Raw genomic sequence first — 18,019 nt, 5'->3', positions numbered from 1 at the left:
CCGCGCCATGCTCAGGCCCGGCGCGTCCAGCCCAGTTGCGGCGACGGGCCGGCCTCGGCGGTTTCCTGATTCAGCCGGAAGACCCCCACGGCCTGCAGCAGGGCGCTGGTGCGGTCCTTCATGCCGCTGGCGGACGCCGCCATCTGCACGACCACGCTGCCGTTTTGCTGGGTGACCTGGTCCATCTGCGACACGGCCTGGCCGACCTGGGCGACGCCCATCGCCTGCTCGTTGCTGGCCGCGCTGATTTCCTGCATGAGGTCCGTCACGCGGCGGATGGACGACACCACCTCCGTCATGGTGGCCCCGGCCTTGTTCACCAGCACGCTGCCCTGCTCGACCCGCTGCACGCTGGTGGAGATCAGGTGCTTGATCTCACGCGCCGCCTCGGCCGAGCGGCCGGCCAGGCTGCGCACCTCGCTGGCGACCACGGCGAAGCCCCGGCCCTGCTCGCCCGCGCGCGCCGCCTCCACCGCGGCATTGAGGGCGAGGATGTTGGTCTGGAACGCGATGCTGTCGATGACGCCGATGATGTCGGCGATCTTGCGGGAGCTTTCGTGGATGCCCTTCATGGTCTCGACCACCTCGGTCACGACCTCGCCGCCCTGGATGGCCACGGCGCTGGACTGGGTGGCAAACTGGCTGGCCTGGCGGGAGTTGTCGGCGTTCTGGCGCACCGTGGAGCCCAGTTGCTCCATGGACGCCGCGGTCTGCTGCAGGGCGCTGGCATGGTGCTCGGTGCGGCTGGACACGTCATGGGTGCCTTGTGAGATCTCGGTGCTGGATGCCGCCACCGCCTCGGAGGTGCGGCGCACGTCGTACAGCACGTTCTGGAAACTGTCGCGCAGCGCCTCCAGCGACTGCAGCAGCTGGCCGGCCTCGTCGGTCTGCCGGGCCTCGACGGCCTGCGTCAGGTCGCCGGTGGCCATGGTCCTGGCAGCCTGCACCGCCCGCTGGATGGGGCGCACGATGCTGCGGGAGATGAGCCAGGCCGTCGCTGCCGCCACCACGATCGCCGTGCCGCTGAGCACCAGCATCAGGATGGAAAAGCCCTGGGCGACGGACCGCGCATTGGCCGATTCGGCCTTGTTCTTTTCCTCCTCGATGTCGATCAGCCGGTTGATGCTGGCCAGCCACTCCACATAGGCGGGCCGGGCCTGCTCCTGCAGAACCTGAATGGCCTTCTCAGGCTGGTGGGCGCCGCTCAGCTCAATGACTTGGCGGGTCAGCGGCAGGGCGCGTGATTCGACCTCCTTGATGCGGTCCAGGGCCTCCCGCTCGCGGGGCTCGATCGGGGTGGAGGCGAACATCTGGTCCAGCGGCGCTGCCGACTGCGCATAGTGGCCCGCGAGCTTCTGGATCAGGTCGATCTCGGCCTGGAGCTGGTCGGGCCGCGTGGCCAGGGTCACGTCGCGCAGCGCGATGGCGCGGTCGTGCACGCTGCCGCGGAAATTGATGGCATAGCGCTGCTTGGCGCTGTTGAAGTCTCCGATGGTGGCCAGGCTGGCGTTGATGTTGGACACCCGGTTCACGCCGATGACCGTCAGGCCGAGCATCAGCAGGATGAGCAGGGAAAATCCCAGCGCCAGTCGGTGGGCGATCTTGATGTTCGAAAGCTTCATGGTTTCACCTCGGTTTCAGGAGTGGTGTGGATTGGTTTTGTTTGTTTCTTTTTGTAATTTTTGACAGTTGCGTGACAAATTTCAATCGCCAAAAACGGGGTGTTGGATCGCCGTCCTTTTTGAGAATTGTTGAGGATTGGGCCGCGCCGATTCGGTAGGCGCGAGTGGCGGATTCGCGGCCAGCCGGTGCTTGCAAAGGGTTGCACGCCGCCGGCTTGCGGACGGCCTTGTCCTACCGGGTGCGGGAAGGCCCACTTTTAGAATCCGGCCGGCCATGCTCTATGGCGTAACGCGAATGGATAGTTGTTTTGAATGTTGAAATCACGCCGGCCGTGGCGTTGGAAACGATGGTGGTGCTGCGGCCTTCCGGGCAGTTGGCGGCCGGCGAGTCGAGGGCCAGGGCCTGGAGTGCATGGGAGGCCTTCGCGGACTCCGGCGTGGAGCCCCTGGGGTTCTACCTGGACGGCTGGGAGGGCGATGTCCCCGCCGCGTTGGCGGCCCAATTGCGCGCCAGCGTCTGGTGGGACCGCCCACTGTTCGTGGCGCCCGGCGATGCGGCCCCGCCCTGGCTGGCCGATGGCGCCGCGCCGTATGCCGCCGCCCTGGCCGCCAGCGAGCTGTGCCTGGCCGTGCGGCGCAGCCTGCCGCTCGATCCCGCGGCCCTGCATTTCGACGAGCGGGTACTGTATTTCCTGTGCCTGCGCGACGGCGCCCAGTTGCAGCCGCAATGCGACCGTGCCAGCCTGGCGCTGTACCGCTACCCGATGGTCGAGGCGCTGGCCCGGCCCGGCGACGATGCCGATGCGTGCCTGGCCGGGCTCACGCGGCGCCGGCTGCTGGAGCCGGCAGAGCTGGTGGACCGCACACGGCACTGCCGCACCTGCGGCAGCGCGCACATCCACTACCTGGACGTGTGCCCGCACTGCACCAGCATCCACATCCGCAAGTCGCCCTCGCTGCATTGCTTCGCCTGCGGCCACGTGGCGCCCGAGGCCGACTTCCATGTCGATGGCGCGCTCTCGTGCCCCAAGTGCAACGCCATGCTGCGGCACATCGGCGTGGACTACGACCGGCCGCTCACGCAGTACGCCTGCGGCAGCTGCCACCACGTGTTCGTGGAGACCCAGGTGGTGGCCCGCTGCCTGGACTGCCGCACCACGGCCGAGCCCAGCACGCTGGACGTGCGCGAGATCTCGTCGCTGCGCCTGAGCCCGCAGGGCCGTGCCGCGCTGCGCGCCGGGCAGATCCAGGAATCGTTCGCCGCGCTCGACTCCGCGCACTACGTGCCGCCCGCCGATTTCCGCCGCATGCTCGACTGGGCGCTGGCCACGCATGCGCGCCACGGCGAGATGCGGTTCGCGCTGATGCTGGTGGAGTTCCAGAACGCGGCCGAGGTGATCGAACGCGAAGGCGCATCGCGCGTGTTCCTGATGCTCGACGAGTTCGCGCGGCGCCTGCACGAACTGCTGCGCACCTCGGACATCACCACGCGCACGCAGGAGGAATGCCTGTGGCTCTTCCTGCCGTTCTCCTCGCCCGAGGGGCTGGCCGCGCGCCTGCAGGCGTCGCTCCAGGGCGCGGGCGGCGGCGCGGCCGCGATGCCGCTGCGCACGCGCATCCGGCACCTGGAGGTGCCGGGCGGCCTGCGCTCCGGCGAGCAGGCCTCGGACCTGATGGCGCGGCTGCGCGACGGGACCTGATCGCATGGGGGAGCAGGTGGTGTTCGCGTTCGTCACGCTGTTTTCCAGCGCGACGCACCAGTCGTGGGTGGAGCTGGCGCTCAAGTTCTTCCCGTTCGTGGTGCTGCTGGAGGCGCCGTTCTTCCTGCTCGTGTGCGCGGGCATGGTGAAGTACGGCCTGCGCGAGCACCGGCCCTACCTGCAGCGCGAGCGCTATCCGCGCGTGTCCTGCGTCATCACCTGCTACTCCGAGGGCGACGACGTGCGCAAGACCATCCAGTCGCTCGCCCAGCAGATCTACCCGGGCTTCATCGAGATCATCGCCGTGGTGGACGGCGCGGTGCAGAACGAGCCCACGCTGCGTGCGGCTCGAGGCGCGCGCGAACTGCTGGCCGGTGCGCGCCGGCGCGCGCTGGTGGTGCTGCCCAAGTGGCAGCGCGGCGGCCGCGTGTCGTCGCTGAACGCCGGCCTGTCGATCGCCAGCGGCGAGATCGTGATGGCGCTCGATGGCGACACCTCGTTCGACAACGACATGGTGCGCCATGCCACGCGGCATTTCGACGACCCCGGCGTGGTGGGCGTCGCCGGCAGCCTGCGGGTGCGCAACGCCCGCCGCTCGCTGGCCGCGCGCATGCAGGCGCTGGAATACATGCTGTCCATCGGCGCGGGCAAGACGGGGCTGTCGGAGTTCAACATCGTCAACAACATCTCGGGGGCGTTCGGCGTGTTCCGCGCCAGCTTCATCCGCAACCTGGGCGGCTGGGACGCGGGCACGGCCGAGGACCTGGACATGACGATGCGCATCAAGCAGTACTTCGGCCGCCATCCGGGCCTGCGCATCGTGTTCGACCCGCATGCCGTGGGCCACACCGACGCGCCGGACACCTGGCGCGTGTTCTTCCGCCAGCGCCTGCGCTGGGACGGCGACATGTTCTACATCTTCATCCGCAAGTTCCGCCTGAACCTGCGCCCGCGCCTGCTGGGCTGGCGCAATTTCCTGTTCGTGGTGGTGAACGGCCTGGTGATGCAGGTGCTCATGCCCTTTCTCATCGTGGCGTACACCGGCGTGATGCTGTTCACGCTGCCGGTGGGGGCGGTGCTGGGGGTGCTGGGGTTCGTCTACGCGGTGTACCTCGCGGCGCTGCTGTTCTATTTCCTGCTGTACCTCGTGGCCGTGTCCGAGCGGCCCTGGCACGACGCGGCCTACCTGCGGTTCCTGCCGCTGTTTCCGCTCTTCGCCTTCGTCAACCGCGTGCACTGCACGTTCTCGATCCTGCAGGAGGTCTTCCTGAAGACCCACCTGGACTCCGCGATGGCCCCCTGGTGGGTGCTGCGCAAAACCAAGTTCTGATATGCCGCATCGCCTGGGGGAACGTCTTTTGCCATGGGCCGCGGTGCTGTGCCTGCTGGGGTGGAGCGCGGGCGCGCCGGCGGCCGAGCCGGCCCCGCCGCTGGCGCCCCCCGTGTTGGCGCTGGAGGCGCCGCCCGCACTGCCCGCCGACGTGCTGGCCCAGGCGCCTGCCACCCTGGCGGAGCTGGAAGGCTGGGCCGAGGTGCAGGCCCCGGCCGTGCGGCTGGCGCAGGCCGAGGCCGACGTGGCCGCGCAGCGCACCGGCGCGGCGCGCGCCGGGCAGGGCGCGCGCGTGTTCGGCGGCGCCAGCCTCGGGGGCGTGCGGGAGTCCGTCACCGACACCACCAGCCGCGACTACCAGCGCGGCCAGGCCCAGGTCGGCGTGCGCTGGCCGCTGCTGGGCAGCCGCGAGGCCCAGCAGCGTGGCGTGCGCGAGGCCGAGGGCGCCGAATTGCTGGGCCGGCTGCGGCAGGCGCAGGCGCAGCGGAACGTGCGGCTGGCCGTGCGCCAGGCCTATGTGCGGTTCGCGCACAGCCTGCAGCGGCGCCTGCTGGCGCAGGAATTCCTGTCCGTGCGCATGCCCGTGGAGGCGCAGCTGCTGCACCGGCGCCAGGCCGGCGTGATGCTGGAGGCCGACCGGCTCGACCTGTCGGCGCTGTTCGACGGCGTGCAGGCCGCGCACGATGCCCAGCGCGCCGCGCAGTCCAGCGCGCTGCGCACGCTCGCGCGGCTGGCGGGGCAGCCCGTGGCGCGGGTGGACACGGCCATTCCGGGCTGGCCCGTGCGCTGCATGGACCGCGAGGCGCTGCTCGCGCAGGCGGGCGACGACCCCGCCATCGCCCAGGCCCGCACCGAGCGCGACACCGCCGCCGCGCAGCTGGAGAACGCGCAGCACACGGGCCTGGAGGCCGGCGTGTCGCTGTCGCAGTCGGTGAGCCGCGACATCGGCGGCCAGCCGGGCCGCAGCACCGTCGTCGGCGTGGATTTCTCCATGCCCCTGGAGTGGCGCGCGCAGCGCGACGCGGCCCGGGGCCAATTGCAGAGCGAGCGCGACCGGGCCGATCAGTTGATGGAACTGCGCCTGGGCGAATACCGCTCGGTGCTGGACCAGGCCCTGGCCGACTGGCAATTGCGCGGCGGCGAGATGCCCGGCTTTTTGAACCGGCTGCAGGCGGCCCAGGAGGGCCTGCGCGTGGCGCGCCTGCGGCTCGATGCCTTCGACGGCGAAGGCTATTCGCGCCTGCTGACGGCGCGCTACGCCCTCTACCAGGCTTCGCTGCAGGTCGTCGACGGCTCGGAGCGCCGGGCGCTGGCCGCGCTCGACGTGCTGGCGCTCGGCAGCCCCTGCCCGCCGCAGCCGGGCGCGGCCGAGCCCCTGCCCGACCTGCTCGCGCCCGCGCTCACCGCCCTGTCCGCGCTGCCGCCGGCGGCGCGGGGCGAGCCGGCCCCGCCAGCCCGCGCGCCGGGCCTGGGGTGGTTCTCCTGGAGCGGGCAGGCGCTGCTGGACCGGCCCGCCCGGCTCGATGCCATGCCGCAGGACAGCCAGCGCGTGCTGCTGTCCTTCACCAGCGCGCAGCTGCGCGCCTTGGCCCGCCCGCCGGGCAGCGCCGCCCTGCGGCGCCTGCTGGAGCACGCGCACGATCGGGGCATGGCGGTGGAGCTGGTGCTGGGCGAGCCCAGCTGGGTCCTGCCCGCCGGGCGCGAGGCCCTGCTGGCGCTGCTGGCGCCGCTGCGCCACCTGCCGTTCGACGGGCTCAACCTCGACCTGGAGCGCAGCCAGCTCGACGCCGCCGACCAGCCTGGCTGGGAGGACGGCACCGTGGCCACGCTGCGCGCGGTGCGCGCCGCCACGCCCTGGCCCCTGGCGCTGACCACGCACTACCGCGAGCTGCAGGTGCCCGGCCTCGCGCAGCGCCTGCAGGCCGCAGGCGCCACCGAGGTCGTCGCCATGGTCTACGTGAGCCGGCCCGAGCGCGCGGCCGAACTGGCGCGCCCGCTGGTGCGGCAGGCCGTGCCCGGCCTGCGGGTGGCGGTGGCCCAGAGCATGGAGGACTCGCTCACCCGCGAGGAAAGCAGCCATGGCGTGGGCCGCGCCGCGGCGTTGCAGCGCTGGCGCGCGCTCGCACAGTCCCTGTCCGACCTGCCGGCGTTCGCCGGCGTGGTGGTGCAGGCGTGGGAAGATTTTGAAGGGGCTGCCCCGTGAAGATCCAGTTCGACATTCCGCCGGGCTCGGCGCAAGAGGCCAACGGCCTGCCGGTGCGCTACGCCGCCGCCAAGCGGCAGGTGCCGCGCTGGCGCTGGTACCTGCTGCTGGCCATGGTGCTTGCAGCGCCGGCCTACCTGCTGATGCGCTTTGCCATCGCCTACTGGTGGGAGACGGCGCCCGGCTTCGTCGTCACCGAGCAGGTGGCCGTGGGCGTGCACACCTCCGGGCGCGTGGCGCGCATCGTGGCCGTGGGCGAGACCGTGCCCGCGGGCCAGCCGGTGATGGTGCTGGAGCCGCCCACGGCCGCGGGGGCGCCGGCCTCCACGGCCCTGGCCGCGCCGCTGGCCGCCGCCACCGATCCGGCCGTGGCCCAGGCCGTGGCGCAGGGCCAGTCCGCGCGCCTGGCCGGGCTGAAGGAGGCCGAGCGCCTGGCGCTGCGGCAGGCGGCCCTGCACCAGGAGCGCGTGCGCACCATGGAAGGCCTGCGCCTGCAGGGCGCGGCCACGCGCCAGGAGCTGGATGGCGTGCGCCTGCAGGCGATGCAGGCCCAGGCCGGCGTGGACCGCGCGCGGGCCGAGCGGGCCGAGACCGCCGCGCAGGTGGCGCGCGACCGCGCACTTGCCCAGGCGGCGCTGCGCGCCCAGAGCCCCGTGCCGCTCGCGGCCCCGGGGGCGCCGGGCACGAACGCGGGCACGAACGCGGGCACGGGGCCGCTGGCCGCCGGCGCGGCGCTGCCGTCGCCCGACGTGGTCGCGCCCTTCGACGCCACCGTGGTGCGCCAGCTCGTTCGCCGCGGCGAGTGGGTGGTGCCCGGCACCGACGTGGCCGTGCTGCAGGGGCGCGGCGCGCCCATGGTGCACGCCTACGTGCTGCCCAACGAGGCGCGCTACGCCCAGGTGGGGCGCCAGGCCAGCCTGCAATTCATGGACGGCGGGCGCATCCGCGCCGAGGTGGTCGGCGTGGTGGCCGAGGCCGAACGCCTTCCCGCCGAGCGCGTTTCGCCGCTGTCGCCGCGCATGCCGTCGATCGTGGTGCGCCTGCGCCCGCTGGAGCCGCTGCCCGCGGCCTACCGCATCCACCAGTTGCCGCTGGACGTGCGGTTCGACTGGGTGTGGAGCGGTTTTTGAGTCAAAACCCCTTCATGCCCTAGTACTGATTGTCTGTGTTGCTATAGAAAATATAGCGATTGATTGTTTCCTTGAAGGGGCGTGCCTGCACCGGGGAACCTGGGGCGGTGGCCCCAGGGCGGTCCAATCGCCCGGCACCGTTTCAACCCACGCGCCCGCACAGGGCGCGACAGTGGTACCGCTCAATGAGGGGCCACCTCTAAACCCAGTTTCAACCCACGCGCCCCTGCGGCGCGACACAGGGACTGCAGCCCCTGCCGACCCCTCAGCGGATCATTGCCCGCGCCCGTCGAACCGGCGCACGCACTCCAGCGTCTGCGCCACGTCCTCGGGGCCCACGTCCAGGTGCGCCACCCAGCGCAGGCGCGCGCCACGGCCGTAGAGGCCGCTGGTCACCCGCACGCCGTGTTGGGCCAGCCACGCGGTGAAGGCCGGGGCCACGTCGGCCTCCACGTCGGTGAACAGGATGTTGGTGTGGGCCGAGGCCACGGTCAGGCGCCCCTGCAGCACGGGGTGGCTGCGGCCGGCTTCGGCAAGGCCCTCGGCCAGCTGGCGCGCCAGGGCATGGTCGTCGGCCAGGCGGCGCACGTGGTGCTGCAGCGCGTGCAGCCCCGCGGCGGCCAGGATGCCGGCCTGGCGCATGCCGCCACCCAGGATCTTGCGTGTGCGCCGCGCCTGGCGGATGAAGTCGTGCGAGCCCAGCAGCAGCGAACCCACGGGGGCGCCCAGGCCCTTGCTCAGGCACACCGAGGCCGAGTCGAAGTGCGAGCAGATCGCGCGCGCCTCGTCGTACACGTCGGTGCCGTTCTTCTCGGCGTGGGCCGTGGCCGCGTTGAACATGCGCGCGCCGTCCAGGTGCATGGCCAGGCCGCGCGAGCGGGCGAGGGCGGCCACCTCGGCGATGTAGCCGGTGGGCAGCGGCTGGCCGCCGGTGGTGTTTTCCAGCACCACGAGGCGGGTGCGGGCGAAGTGCGGGTCGTCGGGCTTGATGGCGGCGGCGATGTCGGCCACGCGCAGCGTGCCGTCGGGCTGGGTCTCCACCGGCTGCGGCTGGATCGAGCCCAGCACCGCCATGCCGCCGGCCTCCCAGCGGTAGGTGTGCCAGCTCTGGCCCACGACGGCTTCGTCGCCGCGCTGGCAGTGGCCCATGAGCGCGATCAGGTTGGTCTGCGTGCCGGAGCACGCGAACAGCGCGGCCTCGAAGCCGAGCAGTTGCGCCGCATGGTCCTGCAGCGCGTTCACGGTGGGATCGTCGCCGAACACGTCGTCGCCAAGGGGGGCCTGGAACATGGCGTCGCGCATGGCCGGCGTGGGTTGGGTGACGGTGTCGCTGCGAAAGTCGGGCATCGGGAGGGGCTCCTGGTGGGGGCTTGGGGTCGAAAAGGGTCGGTCCGGCATCCTAGCGGCGTTGGGCCCGCTGCGTCCATCGCACAGGCGATGCGGGCGGCCGGCCCGCGGAAAGTGCGCGTGCTAAGCTGGCCCGCTCCATTTTTTCCGGCCTTGTCCGCCCCGTCTGCCGGCCAGCGCGGCCTGTGCGGCGTGTGCGGCGTGTGCGGCGTGCTGGCCCAGCCCTCACGGAGACAACCATGCCCGGCCTTCTGCCCGATATCGATCCCGACGGTCTGCTCGAATTCTCGGTGGTGTACACCGACCGGGCGCTCAACCACATGTCCCGGCGCTTCACCGGCGTGATGCAGGACATCCTGGCCACGCTCAAGGGCGTCTACCACGCCCACACGGCGGTGCTGGTGCCCGGCAGCGGCACCTTCGGCATGGAGGCGGTGGCGCGCCAGTTCGCCAACCGCGAGAAGGTGCTCATCGTGCGCAACGGCTGGTTCAGCTACCGCTGGAGCCAGATCTTCGACGCGGGCGCTCTGGGCGGCGGCGCGGTGGTGTGCCAGGCCCGCCGCCAGGGCGAGGGCCCGCAGGCCCCGTGGGCGCCGTGCCCGGCCGATGAGGTGGCCGCCGCCATCCGTGCCGAATCGCCCAAGGTGGTGTTCGCGCCCCACGTCGAGACCGCCAGCGGCATCCTGCTGCCCGACGACTACCTGCGCACCGTGAGCGAGGCCGCGCACGACGTGGGCGCGCTCTTCGTGCTGGACTGCGTGGCCTCCGGTGCCGTGTGGGTGGACATGCAGGCCACCGGCGTGGACGTGCTGATCTCGGCCCCGCAAAAAGGCTGGAGCGGCTCGCCCTGCTGCGCCATGGTCATGCTCGGCGAGCGCGCCCGCCAGGCCATCGACGGCACCACGAGCAGCAGCTTCGCCTGCGACCTCAAGAAGTGGATGCAGATCGCCGAGGGCTACGAAAAGGGCCAGCACGCCTACCACACCACCCTGCCCACCGACGCGCTGGTGCAGCTGCGCGACGTGATGGTCGAGACGCGCGACTACGGCTTCGACAAGGTGCGTGCCGAACAGATCGAACTGGGCGCCCGGGTACGCGCGCTGCTGCGCGAGCGGGGCTTTCCGAGCGTGGCCGCCGAGGGCTACGAGGCCCCGGGCGTGGTCGTGAGCTACACCACCGACCCCGGCATCCAGAACGGCAGGAAGTTCATGGAGGCCGGCCTGCAGACCGCCGCCGGCGTGCCGCTGCAGTGCGGCGAGGGCCCGGACTTCCAGACCTTCCGCATCGGCCTGTTCGGGCTGGAGAAGTGGCACCACGTGGACCGCACCGTGGGCCACCTGGCCGCGGCGCTGGACCGGATCGCCGCCCCGCCAGCGCACTGAAGCGGCCCTGTCCCACAGGGGTCTCGGGCTATCCTTGCGCGATGCAGAGCACCCACGAAGACCAGGCCCGCGCACTGACCCGGGCCAAGTGGCTGGCCACGGGCCTGTTGCTGGCGGTGGCCGCCGTGTTCGCGCTGACCTATGCGATGCCCCGCAGCCTGGCGGTGGAATGCGTGCGCGCCGTGGCCGAGGCGGCCATGGTGGGCGCCCTGGCCGACTGGTTCGCCGTGTCGGCGCTGTTCCGGCGCATTCCGCTGCCCTTCGTGCAGCGGCACACGGACATCATCGCGCGCAACAAGGCGCGCATCGGCGGCAACCTGGCGTCGTTCGTGCGCGACGAGTTCCTCGATGCGCCTTCGCTGGTCACCATGATCCGCCGCCACGACCCGGCCCACATGCTGGGCCAGTGGCTCACCTCGCCGGGCAACGCCGAGCTGCTGGCGCGGCAGATGTCGCGCCTGGCCCTGTCGGCGCTGGAGACGGTGGAGGACGAGCGCATCCAGCGCTTCATGAACGATGCCGCGCGCACGCTGATCGGGCAGATCGACCTGTCGCGCACCATGGCCATGGCGCTGGAGGCGCTCACCCACAACGGCCGCCACCAGGCGCTGCTCGACGACCTGCTGGCGCGCCTGTCCACCCTGGTGCGCGAGCCGCAGACCCGCACCTTCATCGCCGAGACCATCGTGCAGTGGATCAAGCGCGAGCACCCGCTGAAGGAAAAGGTACTGCCCACCGACTGGATGAGCGAGAAGGGCGCGGGCGCCATCGCCCAGGCCATCGAGAACCTGCTGGCCGAGGTGGCCGGCAACCCGGCCCACCAGCTGCGCGGCACGCTGGATGGCGCGGTGCAGCGGCTGGTGGAGCGCCTGCAGTCCGACCCGGAATGGGCCGAGCGCGGCATGGCGATCCGCCACTACCTGCAAAACGACGCCACCCTGGGGCGCTACGTGCAGACGCTGTGGACCAGCCTGCGCGAGCGCCTGCAGCGCGACCTGGCCGACGAGGACTCGGCGGTCTCGCGCAAGGTGGCGGCGATGGGCCAGTGGCTGGGCCTGTCGCTCGCGGGCGATCCGGCGCTGCGGGTGCGGCTGAATGTGCGGCTGGAGCTGTGGGCGGCGCAGTGGGCGCCCGAGCTGTCGCAGTTCGTGGCCGAGCACATCCGCAACACCGTGGACCGCTGGGACGCCCAGGAGCTGGCGCGCCTGGTGGAGCTGCACATCGGCAGCGACCTGCAGTACATCCGCATCAACGGCACGGTGGTGGGGGGCTTCATCGGCCTGCTGCTGTTCGTGCTGTCGCATGCGGACGACCTGGCGCAGGGCGTGGGCGCCCTGTTCGCCGGCTGAGGGGCCGGCGCCCTGCGGTGTGGCTGCCGGCCGGTGGCCGGCGGGCTTTCAGCGGTTGCCGCCGGGCTTTCAGCGGTTGCCGCCGCGCGGGGTCTGTTCGGCGGCCTGGGCCTTGGCGATCGCCAGGATCACCTCGCGCGCCAGGCGGCGCTTGGGCACGGGCAGCTTCAGATAGGTCTCGAACAGTTCGCGGTCTTCGTACCCCAGGTTCACGTGCCAGCGGGCGGCTTCTTCGCGCGCCTGCGGCGTGGGCGTGCCGAAGGCCAGTTCCTGCACCGGCATGCGCAGCCACTCGGCCAGGGTGATGAGCTTGCGGGCATCGGGCATGGTCTCGCCCAGCAGCCAGCGGCGCACGCCATGCAGGGTCATGGGCTTGCCCCAGTGGCGGGTGTTGAACTCCCGCTCGAGGACGGAGGGCTTGGGTTCGTAGCCGGCCGCCACCATGGCTTGGCGTAATTTCTCGGCAAACAGTTGCTTGGGATCTTGCATGGGCGGCACGCTAGGCACGCCCGTTGGCCGTGGATTGACTCCGTCTTCGAGTTACGCGGCCGCCGTGATTTGGGGTGACGGTTGGTGCCCGCGTCAATGGGGCTTGCCGGCCGGCTTGGGCTGATCGGCCGCGTGGGCCTTGGCGATGGCCAGGATCACCTCGCGCGCCAGGCGCCGCTTGGGCACGGGCAGCTTGAGGTAGGTGTCGAACAGCTCGCGGTCCTCGTAGCCCACGCCGACGTGCCACTGGGCGGGCTGCTCGCGCACTTCGGTACCGTCGGCGACGCCGAACGCCAGTTCCTGCACCGGCATGCCCAGCCATTCGGCCAGGGTGATGAGCTTGCGGGCATCGGGCATGGTCTCGCCCAGGAGCCAGCGGCGCACGCCGTGCAGGGTCATGGGTTTGCCCCAGTGCCGGGTGTTGAACTCCCGCTCGAGGACGGAGGGCTTGGGCTCATAGCCGGCGGCTGTCATGGCTTCTCGTAATTTCTCGGCAAACCGCTGCTTGGGATCGTGCATGGCGGCACGCTAGGCAGACCCGGTGACGGAAGATTGATTTTCGGATAAAGTCACGGCAAGAAATTGATTAAAAGTCAACTTTCCGAATTCCGGCAGGTGCCTCGGGGCCTGCCGAGGGGCTCGGCAGGGGAGCAAAAAACGATGCACAAGGGATGGGTGGCGCTGGTGTGCGCCGGGATGGCGCTCGCCGGCTGCGGCGACGGCGCGGTGCGGCAGGTGAAGGGGCTGGAGCGCGGCGACGTGCCGGGCCGGGTGTTGGGCGCGGCGCTCGATGGCCGCGGGGCCTGCGCGTCCGTGCAGTGGCGCTCGTTCCAGGATGCGCGCGGGCGCCGCATCGTCGAATACGCTTGCGAGCACCGGCCGGCCACGGCGCACTATGCGCGGCTCACGCGCGAGGCGCTCGCGGCCCAGCCGCCCGAGCCGGCGCGCGAGCCGGGCGGGGCCGAGGCGCTGTACCTGCTGCGCCAGCGGTCGGTCGATTTCCGGCGGGTGCGCGAGATCACCGAATGGCGCATGGACGCGCCCGCGCCGGTCTGGATCGGCTCGCGCGTGGACACCGAATACGCCAGCCACACCGCGCGCGAGCCGGTGTCGGCCGACTTCGTGTTCGCCGAGGCCGCGCACGACGGCCCGGACCTGTCGCCGGGCTACCGGCACCTGCTGGAACGGGCATGGCGCGGCTACCGTCCCCTGCCCGCCGCCGGCGCCGTGCACCACCGGCTCGCGGCGGCGCGGCCCGTCACGCGGGTGCCGCCGGCCGATCCCACCGTCCTCCATCCGTCCGAGCGGGCTTCCGCCACCTTGCGCAAAGGGGAGTGGCTGCGATGAATGCCATGGAAGTCGACATCCACCTGGGCGAGGACGCCCGCTGGTTCTACGAGGCGCAGGGCGAGTGCCGCGGCCCGGTGCCCGACGACGAGATCGTGCGCCTGATCGATGCCCGGCGCCTGCCCCCGGGCCAGCGCATCTGGCGCCCGGGCCTGCCGTGCTGGGTACCGGTGGAGCATTCGGAGTTCCGGCCGCACCTATGCCCCCACCTGGGCTTGCACGTGCCCGCCGATCCCTGGGCCGGCAGCGTGAACAACACGCTGGCCTGGCTGCTGGCCTGCGCGCCGGTGATGGGCGTGTCGCTGGAGGGTTTCGTGGCCTACCTCGTGTACCGCGATCCGTACGTGTCGCAGCGGGCCGTGCAGTCGGGGGCGTTCTTCTTCCTGACGGTGGCGTTCAACGTGCTGCTGGCCTTCGTGGACGAGCGCTGGCTGTGGCGCACCGGGCACGACACCGCGGGCTTTCGCGCCTGGGTGTGGCTGGCGCCTGCCTACCTCTACCGGCGCGCGCGGCGGCTGGGGCAGGGCCTTGCGCCCCTGGCGGCCTGGGTGGTGTGCCTGCTCGTGGTGCTGATGCTCTGAGCGCGGGAGTGGGCAGCGGCCGGCCCGCGCCGGCACCCCGGCCGCGCGCCGCTCAGAACCGTGGCAGGTCCGGGTGGGCGATCCGGCCGCCGCGCACCAGCATCTTTCCGTACTCCGCGCAGCGGTTGAGCGTGGGGATCACCTTGCCCGGGTTGAGCAGGCCCGCCGGGTCGAAGGCGGCCTTGAGCGCGAACATCTGCGCGTTCTCCTCGGTGGTGAACTGGGTGCACATGGAGTTGAGCTTTTCCACCCCCACGCCGTGCTCGCCCGTCACCGTGCCGCCCATGGCCACGCTGGTCTCCAGGATGTCGGCGCCGAACAGCTCGCAGCGGTGCAGCTGGTCGGGGTCGTTGGCATCGAACAGGATCAGCGGGTGCAGGTTGCCGTCGCCCGCGTGGAACACGTTGGCGCAGCGCAGCCCGTATTTCTTTTCCATCGCGGCAATGGCCAGCAGGATGTCGGCCAGCCGCTTGCGCGGGATGGTCGAGTCCATGCACATGTAGTCGGGGCTGATGCGGCCGCTGGCCGGAAAGGCGTTCTTGCGGCCGCTCCAAAAGCGCAGGCGCTCGGCCTCGTCCTGGCTCACGGTCAGGGCGGTGGCGCCGGCCGCGCGCAGCACCTCGCTCATGCGGCCGATCTCCTCCTCGACCTCCTCGGGCGTGCCGTCGCTCTCGCACAGCAGGATGGCCTCGGCGGTGAGGTCGTAGCCGGCGCAGACGAAGTCCTCCACGGCGGCGGTCATGGGCTTGTCCATCATTTCGAGGCCCGCCGGAATGATGCCGGCCGCGATGATGGCCGCCACCGCATCGCCGGCCCGGCGCACGTCGTCGAAGCTGGCCATGATGCAGCGCGCCAGCTGCGGCTTGGGGATGAGGCGCACCGTGACCTCGGTGGCCACGGCCAGCATGCCCTCGCTGCCGATCACCGCGGCCAGCAGGTCGTAGCCGGGCGCATCCAGCGCCTCGCTGCCGAAGGTGACGGGATCGCCCTCCATGGTGAAGCCGCGCACGCGCAGCACGTTGTGCACCGTGAGGCCGTATTTCAGGCAGTGCACGCCGCCGGAGTTCTCGGCGATGTTGCCGCCGATGGTGCAGGCGATCTGGCTGCTCGGGTCGGGCGCGTAGTACAGCCCGTGGGGTGCGGCGGCCTCGCTGATGGCCAGGTTGCGCACGCCGCACTGCACGACGGCGGTGCGCGACACCGGGTCCATGCGCAGGATGCGGTTGAACTTGGCGAGCGACAGCGTCACCCCGAGCGCGTGCGGCATGGCCCCGCCCGACAGCCCGGTGCCGGCTCCGCGCGCCACCACGGGCACCGACAGCGCATGGCAGGCGCGCAGCACGCCCTGCACCTGCTCCTCGGTCTCGGGCAGGGCCACGGCCAGCGGGCGCTGGCGGTAGGCGGTGAGCCCGTCGCATTCGTAGGGCGTGGTGTCCTCGGCCTGCCACAGCAGCGCATGCGCGGGCAGCACGGCCTGCAGCGCGGGGATCAGCCGCGCGCGGATGGCGGCGGCGGGGGACGGTGAGGGGGAAGGGGCGTTGGCGATCGTCATGGGGTGCCGCGGGGCCCCCGGCGGGCACCGCTGAAGGGGCACTCTACGTCAATCCAGCCGCCAAACGGGTGGCTGCGCGGCCGCGCTCGCGTGAAGTTCTTTCGCGTCGGCCGTGAAAAGCTTTCCCGGTGCCGCCGCCGCCCGCGCGGCGAAGAAGGGAGCGACCTCGCCGGCCTCCATGGGGTAGGCCAGGAAGTAGCCCTGCACCAGGTCGCAGCCCGCCTCGGAGACCATGTCCAGGATCTCCTGGGTTTCCACGCCTTCGGCCACGAGCTGGTAGCCCAGGCGCTGGCCCAGCGAGATGATGGTGCGCAGCAGCGTCCAGGCCTGCATATCGTGGGCGATGGGCATCACGAGCGACTGGTCGAGCTTGAGCATTTCCGCCGGCAGCCCGCGCAGGCACGACAGGTTGCAGTAGCCGATGCCGAAGTCGTCCAGCGACACCTTCAGGCCCATGGCGCGGATCTCCTCCAGCACGCGCTGCGTGGCCCGGCCGGTCAGGGCGACGTTCTCGGTGCATTCGATGTGCAGCTGCTGCGCCGCCACGCCATGCAGCGCGATGGCATTGCGCAGCACCAGGGCGAAGTCCGGATGCTCCAGGTTGCGGGCGGACACGTTGATCGCCATGGTCAGCTGCAGGCCCTGGCGGTTCCATTCCGCCAACTGGGCCAGTGACGTGTGCAGCACCCATTCGGTGAGCAGATGGATCAGGGCCGTCTGCTCCACCTGCTCGATGAACTCGGCGGGCGAGACATTGCCGTGGCGCGGGTGGCGCCAGCGGATCAGCGCCTCCACGCCGGAAAAGCGCTGCTGGCGCACCTCGAACTGGGGCTGGTACACCAGGCGGAACTCGCCCTCCGCCAGGCCTTGCGTCAGGCCGCGCAGCAGCGCGAACGCGCGGCGGTGGGCGGTGTCGGACTCGGGGGCATACCAGACCAAGGCGCGGTTCAGCTCGTCCGCCTGGTGCAGGGCCGAGGTCGCGCGGCGCAGCACGTCGCCCGCGGATTCGGCGTCGAGCGTGAAGCGCGCCAGGCCCGCCACCAGGTACAGCTCCAGCACGACGCGGCTGATGCGGAACGCTTCCTGCAGGTGGCGCTGCACCCGCAGCACGGCTTGCTCCTGCTCCTGCGGCTGCGCGCCGTCCTCGGGGAGCAGGTAGGCAAACCGGGTTTCGGATGCGTGGTACAGCTGCACCCCCGGGCCCAGGGCCTGGGCCAGGTGCAGCGCTACGTCGCGCAGGCCGGCCTCCAGCGGGGCGATGCCGATGGCGCGCACGGCCTGCTGCAGGTCGCGGTCGCGGATCACGTCCAGCAGCACGAGCGTGCGCGTCTCGCCCGGCGTCTGGGTGCACTGGCTCATCAGGTCCTGCACGAGCTGGGCCCGGTTGTACAGGCTGGTGATCTCGTTGATGCGCCCGGCCGTGCGCTGCAGCGCGATCTCGTTCATGGCGAGCGCAGCCAGGTCCTGGAGCTGCCGGCACTGCGCGGCATCGAAAGTGCGCGGGTGCTGGTCCAGGATGCAGAGCGCGCCCAGCGCCTGGCCGCCGGGCAGCACCAGCGGGGCGCCCGCATAAAAGCGCACGCCCAGCTCGCCGGTCACCAGCGGGTTGTGGACGAAGCGTTCGTCCAGCAGGGTGTCCTCGACCACCATGACGTCGGCGGACTGGATGGTGTGGTGGCAAAAGGCCACCGAGCGCGGCAGCTCGCGCGTGTCAAGGCCCACGCGCGACTTGTGCCATTGGCGCTCGATGTCCACCAGCGTCACCAGCGCGATGGGGGCACCGAACAGGGCGCTTGCCAGCCGCGTGATGCGGTCGAAGCCGTCGCTGTCCGGCGTCTCCAGCAGGCCGGTGGTCTGCAGGGCGCAGATGCGTTGGCGTTCCCGTTCGAGCGCCTGGTCTGTGTCTTCGGGGCGGGGGATCGAACTCAGCGGTGGCACGGGCGGCAGTCTCCCAGCGGGTCGATGAAGGTGGGCGCGGCGCCGGCGC

General features: G+C 71.5%; 14 protein-coding genes. 8 read left to right on the top strand and 6 right to left on the bottom strand.

Going from position 1 to position 18,019, the window contains the following annotated elements; genetic code table 11:
• Positions 1 to 11 precede the first annotated feature (11 nt).
• Positions 12 to 1,622 (bottom strand): methyl-accepting chemotaxis protein, encoded by a 1,611-nt coding sequence (locus R1Z03_RS20410; protein WP_317354528.1) that lies wholly within the window; start codon positions 1,620 to 1,622, stop codon positions 12 to 14.
• A 308-nt stretch (positions 1,623 to 1,930) separates the two neighbouring features.
• On the opposite strand from R1Z03_RS20410, the gene R1Z03_RS20405 reads away from it, so the two are divergent.
• From R1Z03_RS20405 to R1Z03_RS20390, 4 genes are read left to right on the top strand one after another with little or no spacing between them, the layout of a single operon-like run.
• Positions 1,931 to 3,322 carry a hypothetical protein gene (locus tag R1Z03_RS20405; protein WP_317354525.1) on the top strand — a complete coding sequence of 464 codons (1,392 nt, stop codon included), beginning with the start codon at positions 1,931 to 1,933 and terminating at the stop codon, positions 3,320 to 3,322.
• 4 nt (positions 3,323 to 3,326) lie between these two features.
• Complete coding sequence (locus R1Z03_RS20400; RefSeq protein WP_317354523.1) at positions 3,327 to 4,652, top strand: glycosyltransferase; 1,326 nt, start codon at positions 3,327 to 3,329, stop codon at positions 4,650 to 4,652.
• Position 4,653: 1 nt separating this feature from the next.
• Positions 4,654 to 6,855 carry a TolC family protein gene (locus R1Z03_RS20395; protein ID WP_317354520.1) on the top strand — a complete coding sequence of 734 codons (2,202 nt, stop codon included), beginning with the start codon at positions 4,654 to 4,656 and terminating at the stop codon, positions 6,853 to 6,855.
• Complete coding sequence (locus R1Z03_RS20390; RefSeq protein WP_317354517.1) at positions 6,852 to 7,985, top strand: HlyD family efflux transporter periplasmic adaptor subunit; 1,134 nt, start codon at positions 6,852 to 6,854, stop codon at positions 7,983 to 7,985. The genes R1Z03_RS20395 and R1Z03_RS20390 overlap by 4 nt, the downstream gene beginning before the upstream one ends.
• Before the next feature lie 273 nt (positions 7,986 to 8,258).
• Here R1Z03_RS20390 and ltaE read toward each other — a convergent pair whose 3' ends face one another.
• Positions 8,259 to 9,332, bottom strand: a complete 1,074-nt coding sequence (ltaE, locus tag R1Z03_RS20385) for a low-specificity L-threonine aldolase (RefSeq protein ID WP_317354515.1) — start codon at positions 9,330 to 9,332, stop codon at positions 8,259 to 8,261.
• Positions 9,333 to 9,571: 239 nt separating this feature from the next.
• Between ltaE and R1Z03_RS20380 the strand changes: the two genes are divergently transcribed.
• On the top strand, positions 9,572 to 10,714 hold the full coding sequence (locus R1Z03_RS20380) for an aminotransferase class V-fold PLP-dependent enzyme (protein ID WP_317354513.1): 1,143 nt from the start codon (positions 9,572 to 9,574) through the stop codon (positions 10,712 to 10,714).
• 41 nt (positions 10,715 to 10,755) lie between these two features.
• Positions 10,756 to 12,063, top strand: coding sequence for a DUF445 domain-containing protein (locus R1Z03_RS20375; protein WP_317354510.1), 1,308 nt, complete (start codon positions 10,756 to 10,758; stop codon positions 12,061 to 12,063).
• A gap of 69 nt (positions 12,064 to 12,132) precedes the next feature.
• Here the strand turns inward: R1Z03_RS20375 and R1Z03_RS20370 are convergent, their stop codons facing one another.
• Together R1Z03_RS20370 and R1Z03_RS20365 are read right to left on the bottom strand one after the other, a co-directional pair.
• On the bottom strand, positions 12,133 to 12,552 hold the full coding sequence (locus R1Z03_RS20370) for an XRE family transcriptional regulator (protein ID WP_272566942.1): 420 nt from the start codon (positions 12,550 to 12,552) through the stop codon (positions 12,133 to 12,135).
• Positions 12,553 to 12,645: 93 nt separating this feature from the next.
• Positions 12,646 to 13,071: an XRE family transcriptional regulator gene (locus R1Z03_RS20365; protein WP_284426762.1), complete on the bottom strand. Its 426-nt coding sequence runs from the start codon at positions 13,069 to 13,071 to the stop codon at positions 12,646 to 12,648.
• Positions 13,072 to 13,212: 141 nt separating this feature from the next.
• On the opposite strand from R1Z03_RS20365, the gene R1Z03_RS20360 reads away from it, so the two are divergent.
• Entirely contained in the window at positions 13,213 to 13,899 is a 687-nt protein-coding gene (locus tag R1Z03_RS20360; protein WP_317354504.1) for a hypothetical protein, read from the top strand.
• Entirely contained in the window at positions 13,896 to 14,480 is a 585-nt protein-coding gene (locus R1Z03_RS20355; protein ID WP_317354501.1) for a GYF domain-containing protein, read from the top strand. The genes R1Z03_RS20360 and R1Z03_RS20355 overlap by 4 nt, the downstream gene beginning before the upstream one ends.
• Positions 14,481 to 14,532: 52 nt before the next feature.
• On the opposite strand, the gene R1Z03_RS20350 is transcribed toward R1Z03_RS20355, so the two are convergent.
• Together R1Z03_RS20350 and R1Z03_RS20345 are read right to left on the bottom strand one after the other, a co-directional pair.
• Entirely contained in the window at positions 14,533 to 16,032 is a 1,500-nt protein-coding gene (locus tag R1Z03_RS20350) for an FAD-linked oxidase C-terminal domain-containing protein (protein WP_317354498.1), read from the bottom strand.
• A 48-nt stretch (positions 16,033 to 16,080) separates the two neighbouring features.
• Positions 16,081 to 17,970, bottom strand: a complete 1,890-nt coding sequence (locus R1Z03_RS20345; protein ID WP_317354495.1) for a sensor domain-containing phosphodiesterase — start codon at positions 17,968 to 17,970, stop codon at positions 16,081 to 16,083.
• Positions 17,971 to 18,019 lie beyond the last annotated feature (49 nt).

It is taken from the genome of Acidovorax sp. BLS4, from assembly GCF_032929295.1.
Classification (GTDB): domain Bacteria; phylum Pseudomonadota; class Gammaproteobacteria; order Burkholderiales; family Burkholderiaceae_C; genus Paracidovorax.
Note: the sequence above shows the minus strand (reverse complement) of the source record. Positions and strands in the feature narration are given on the sequence as shown.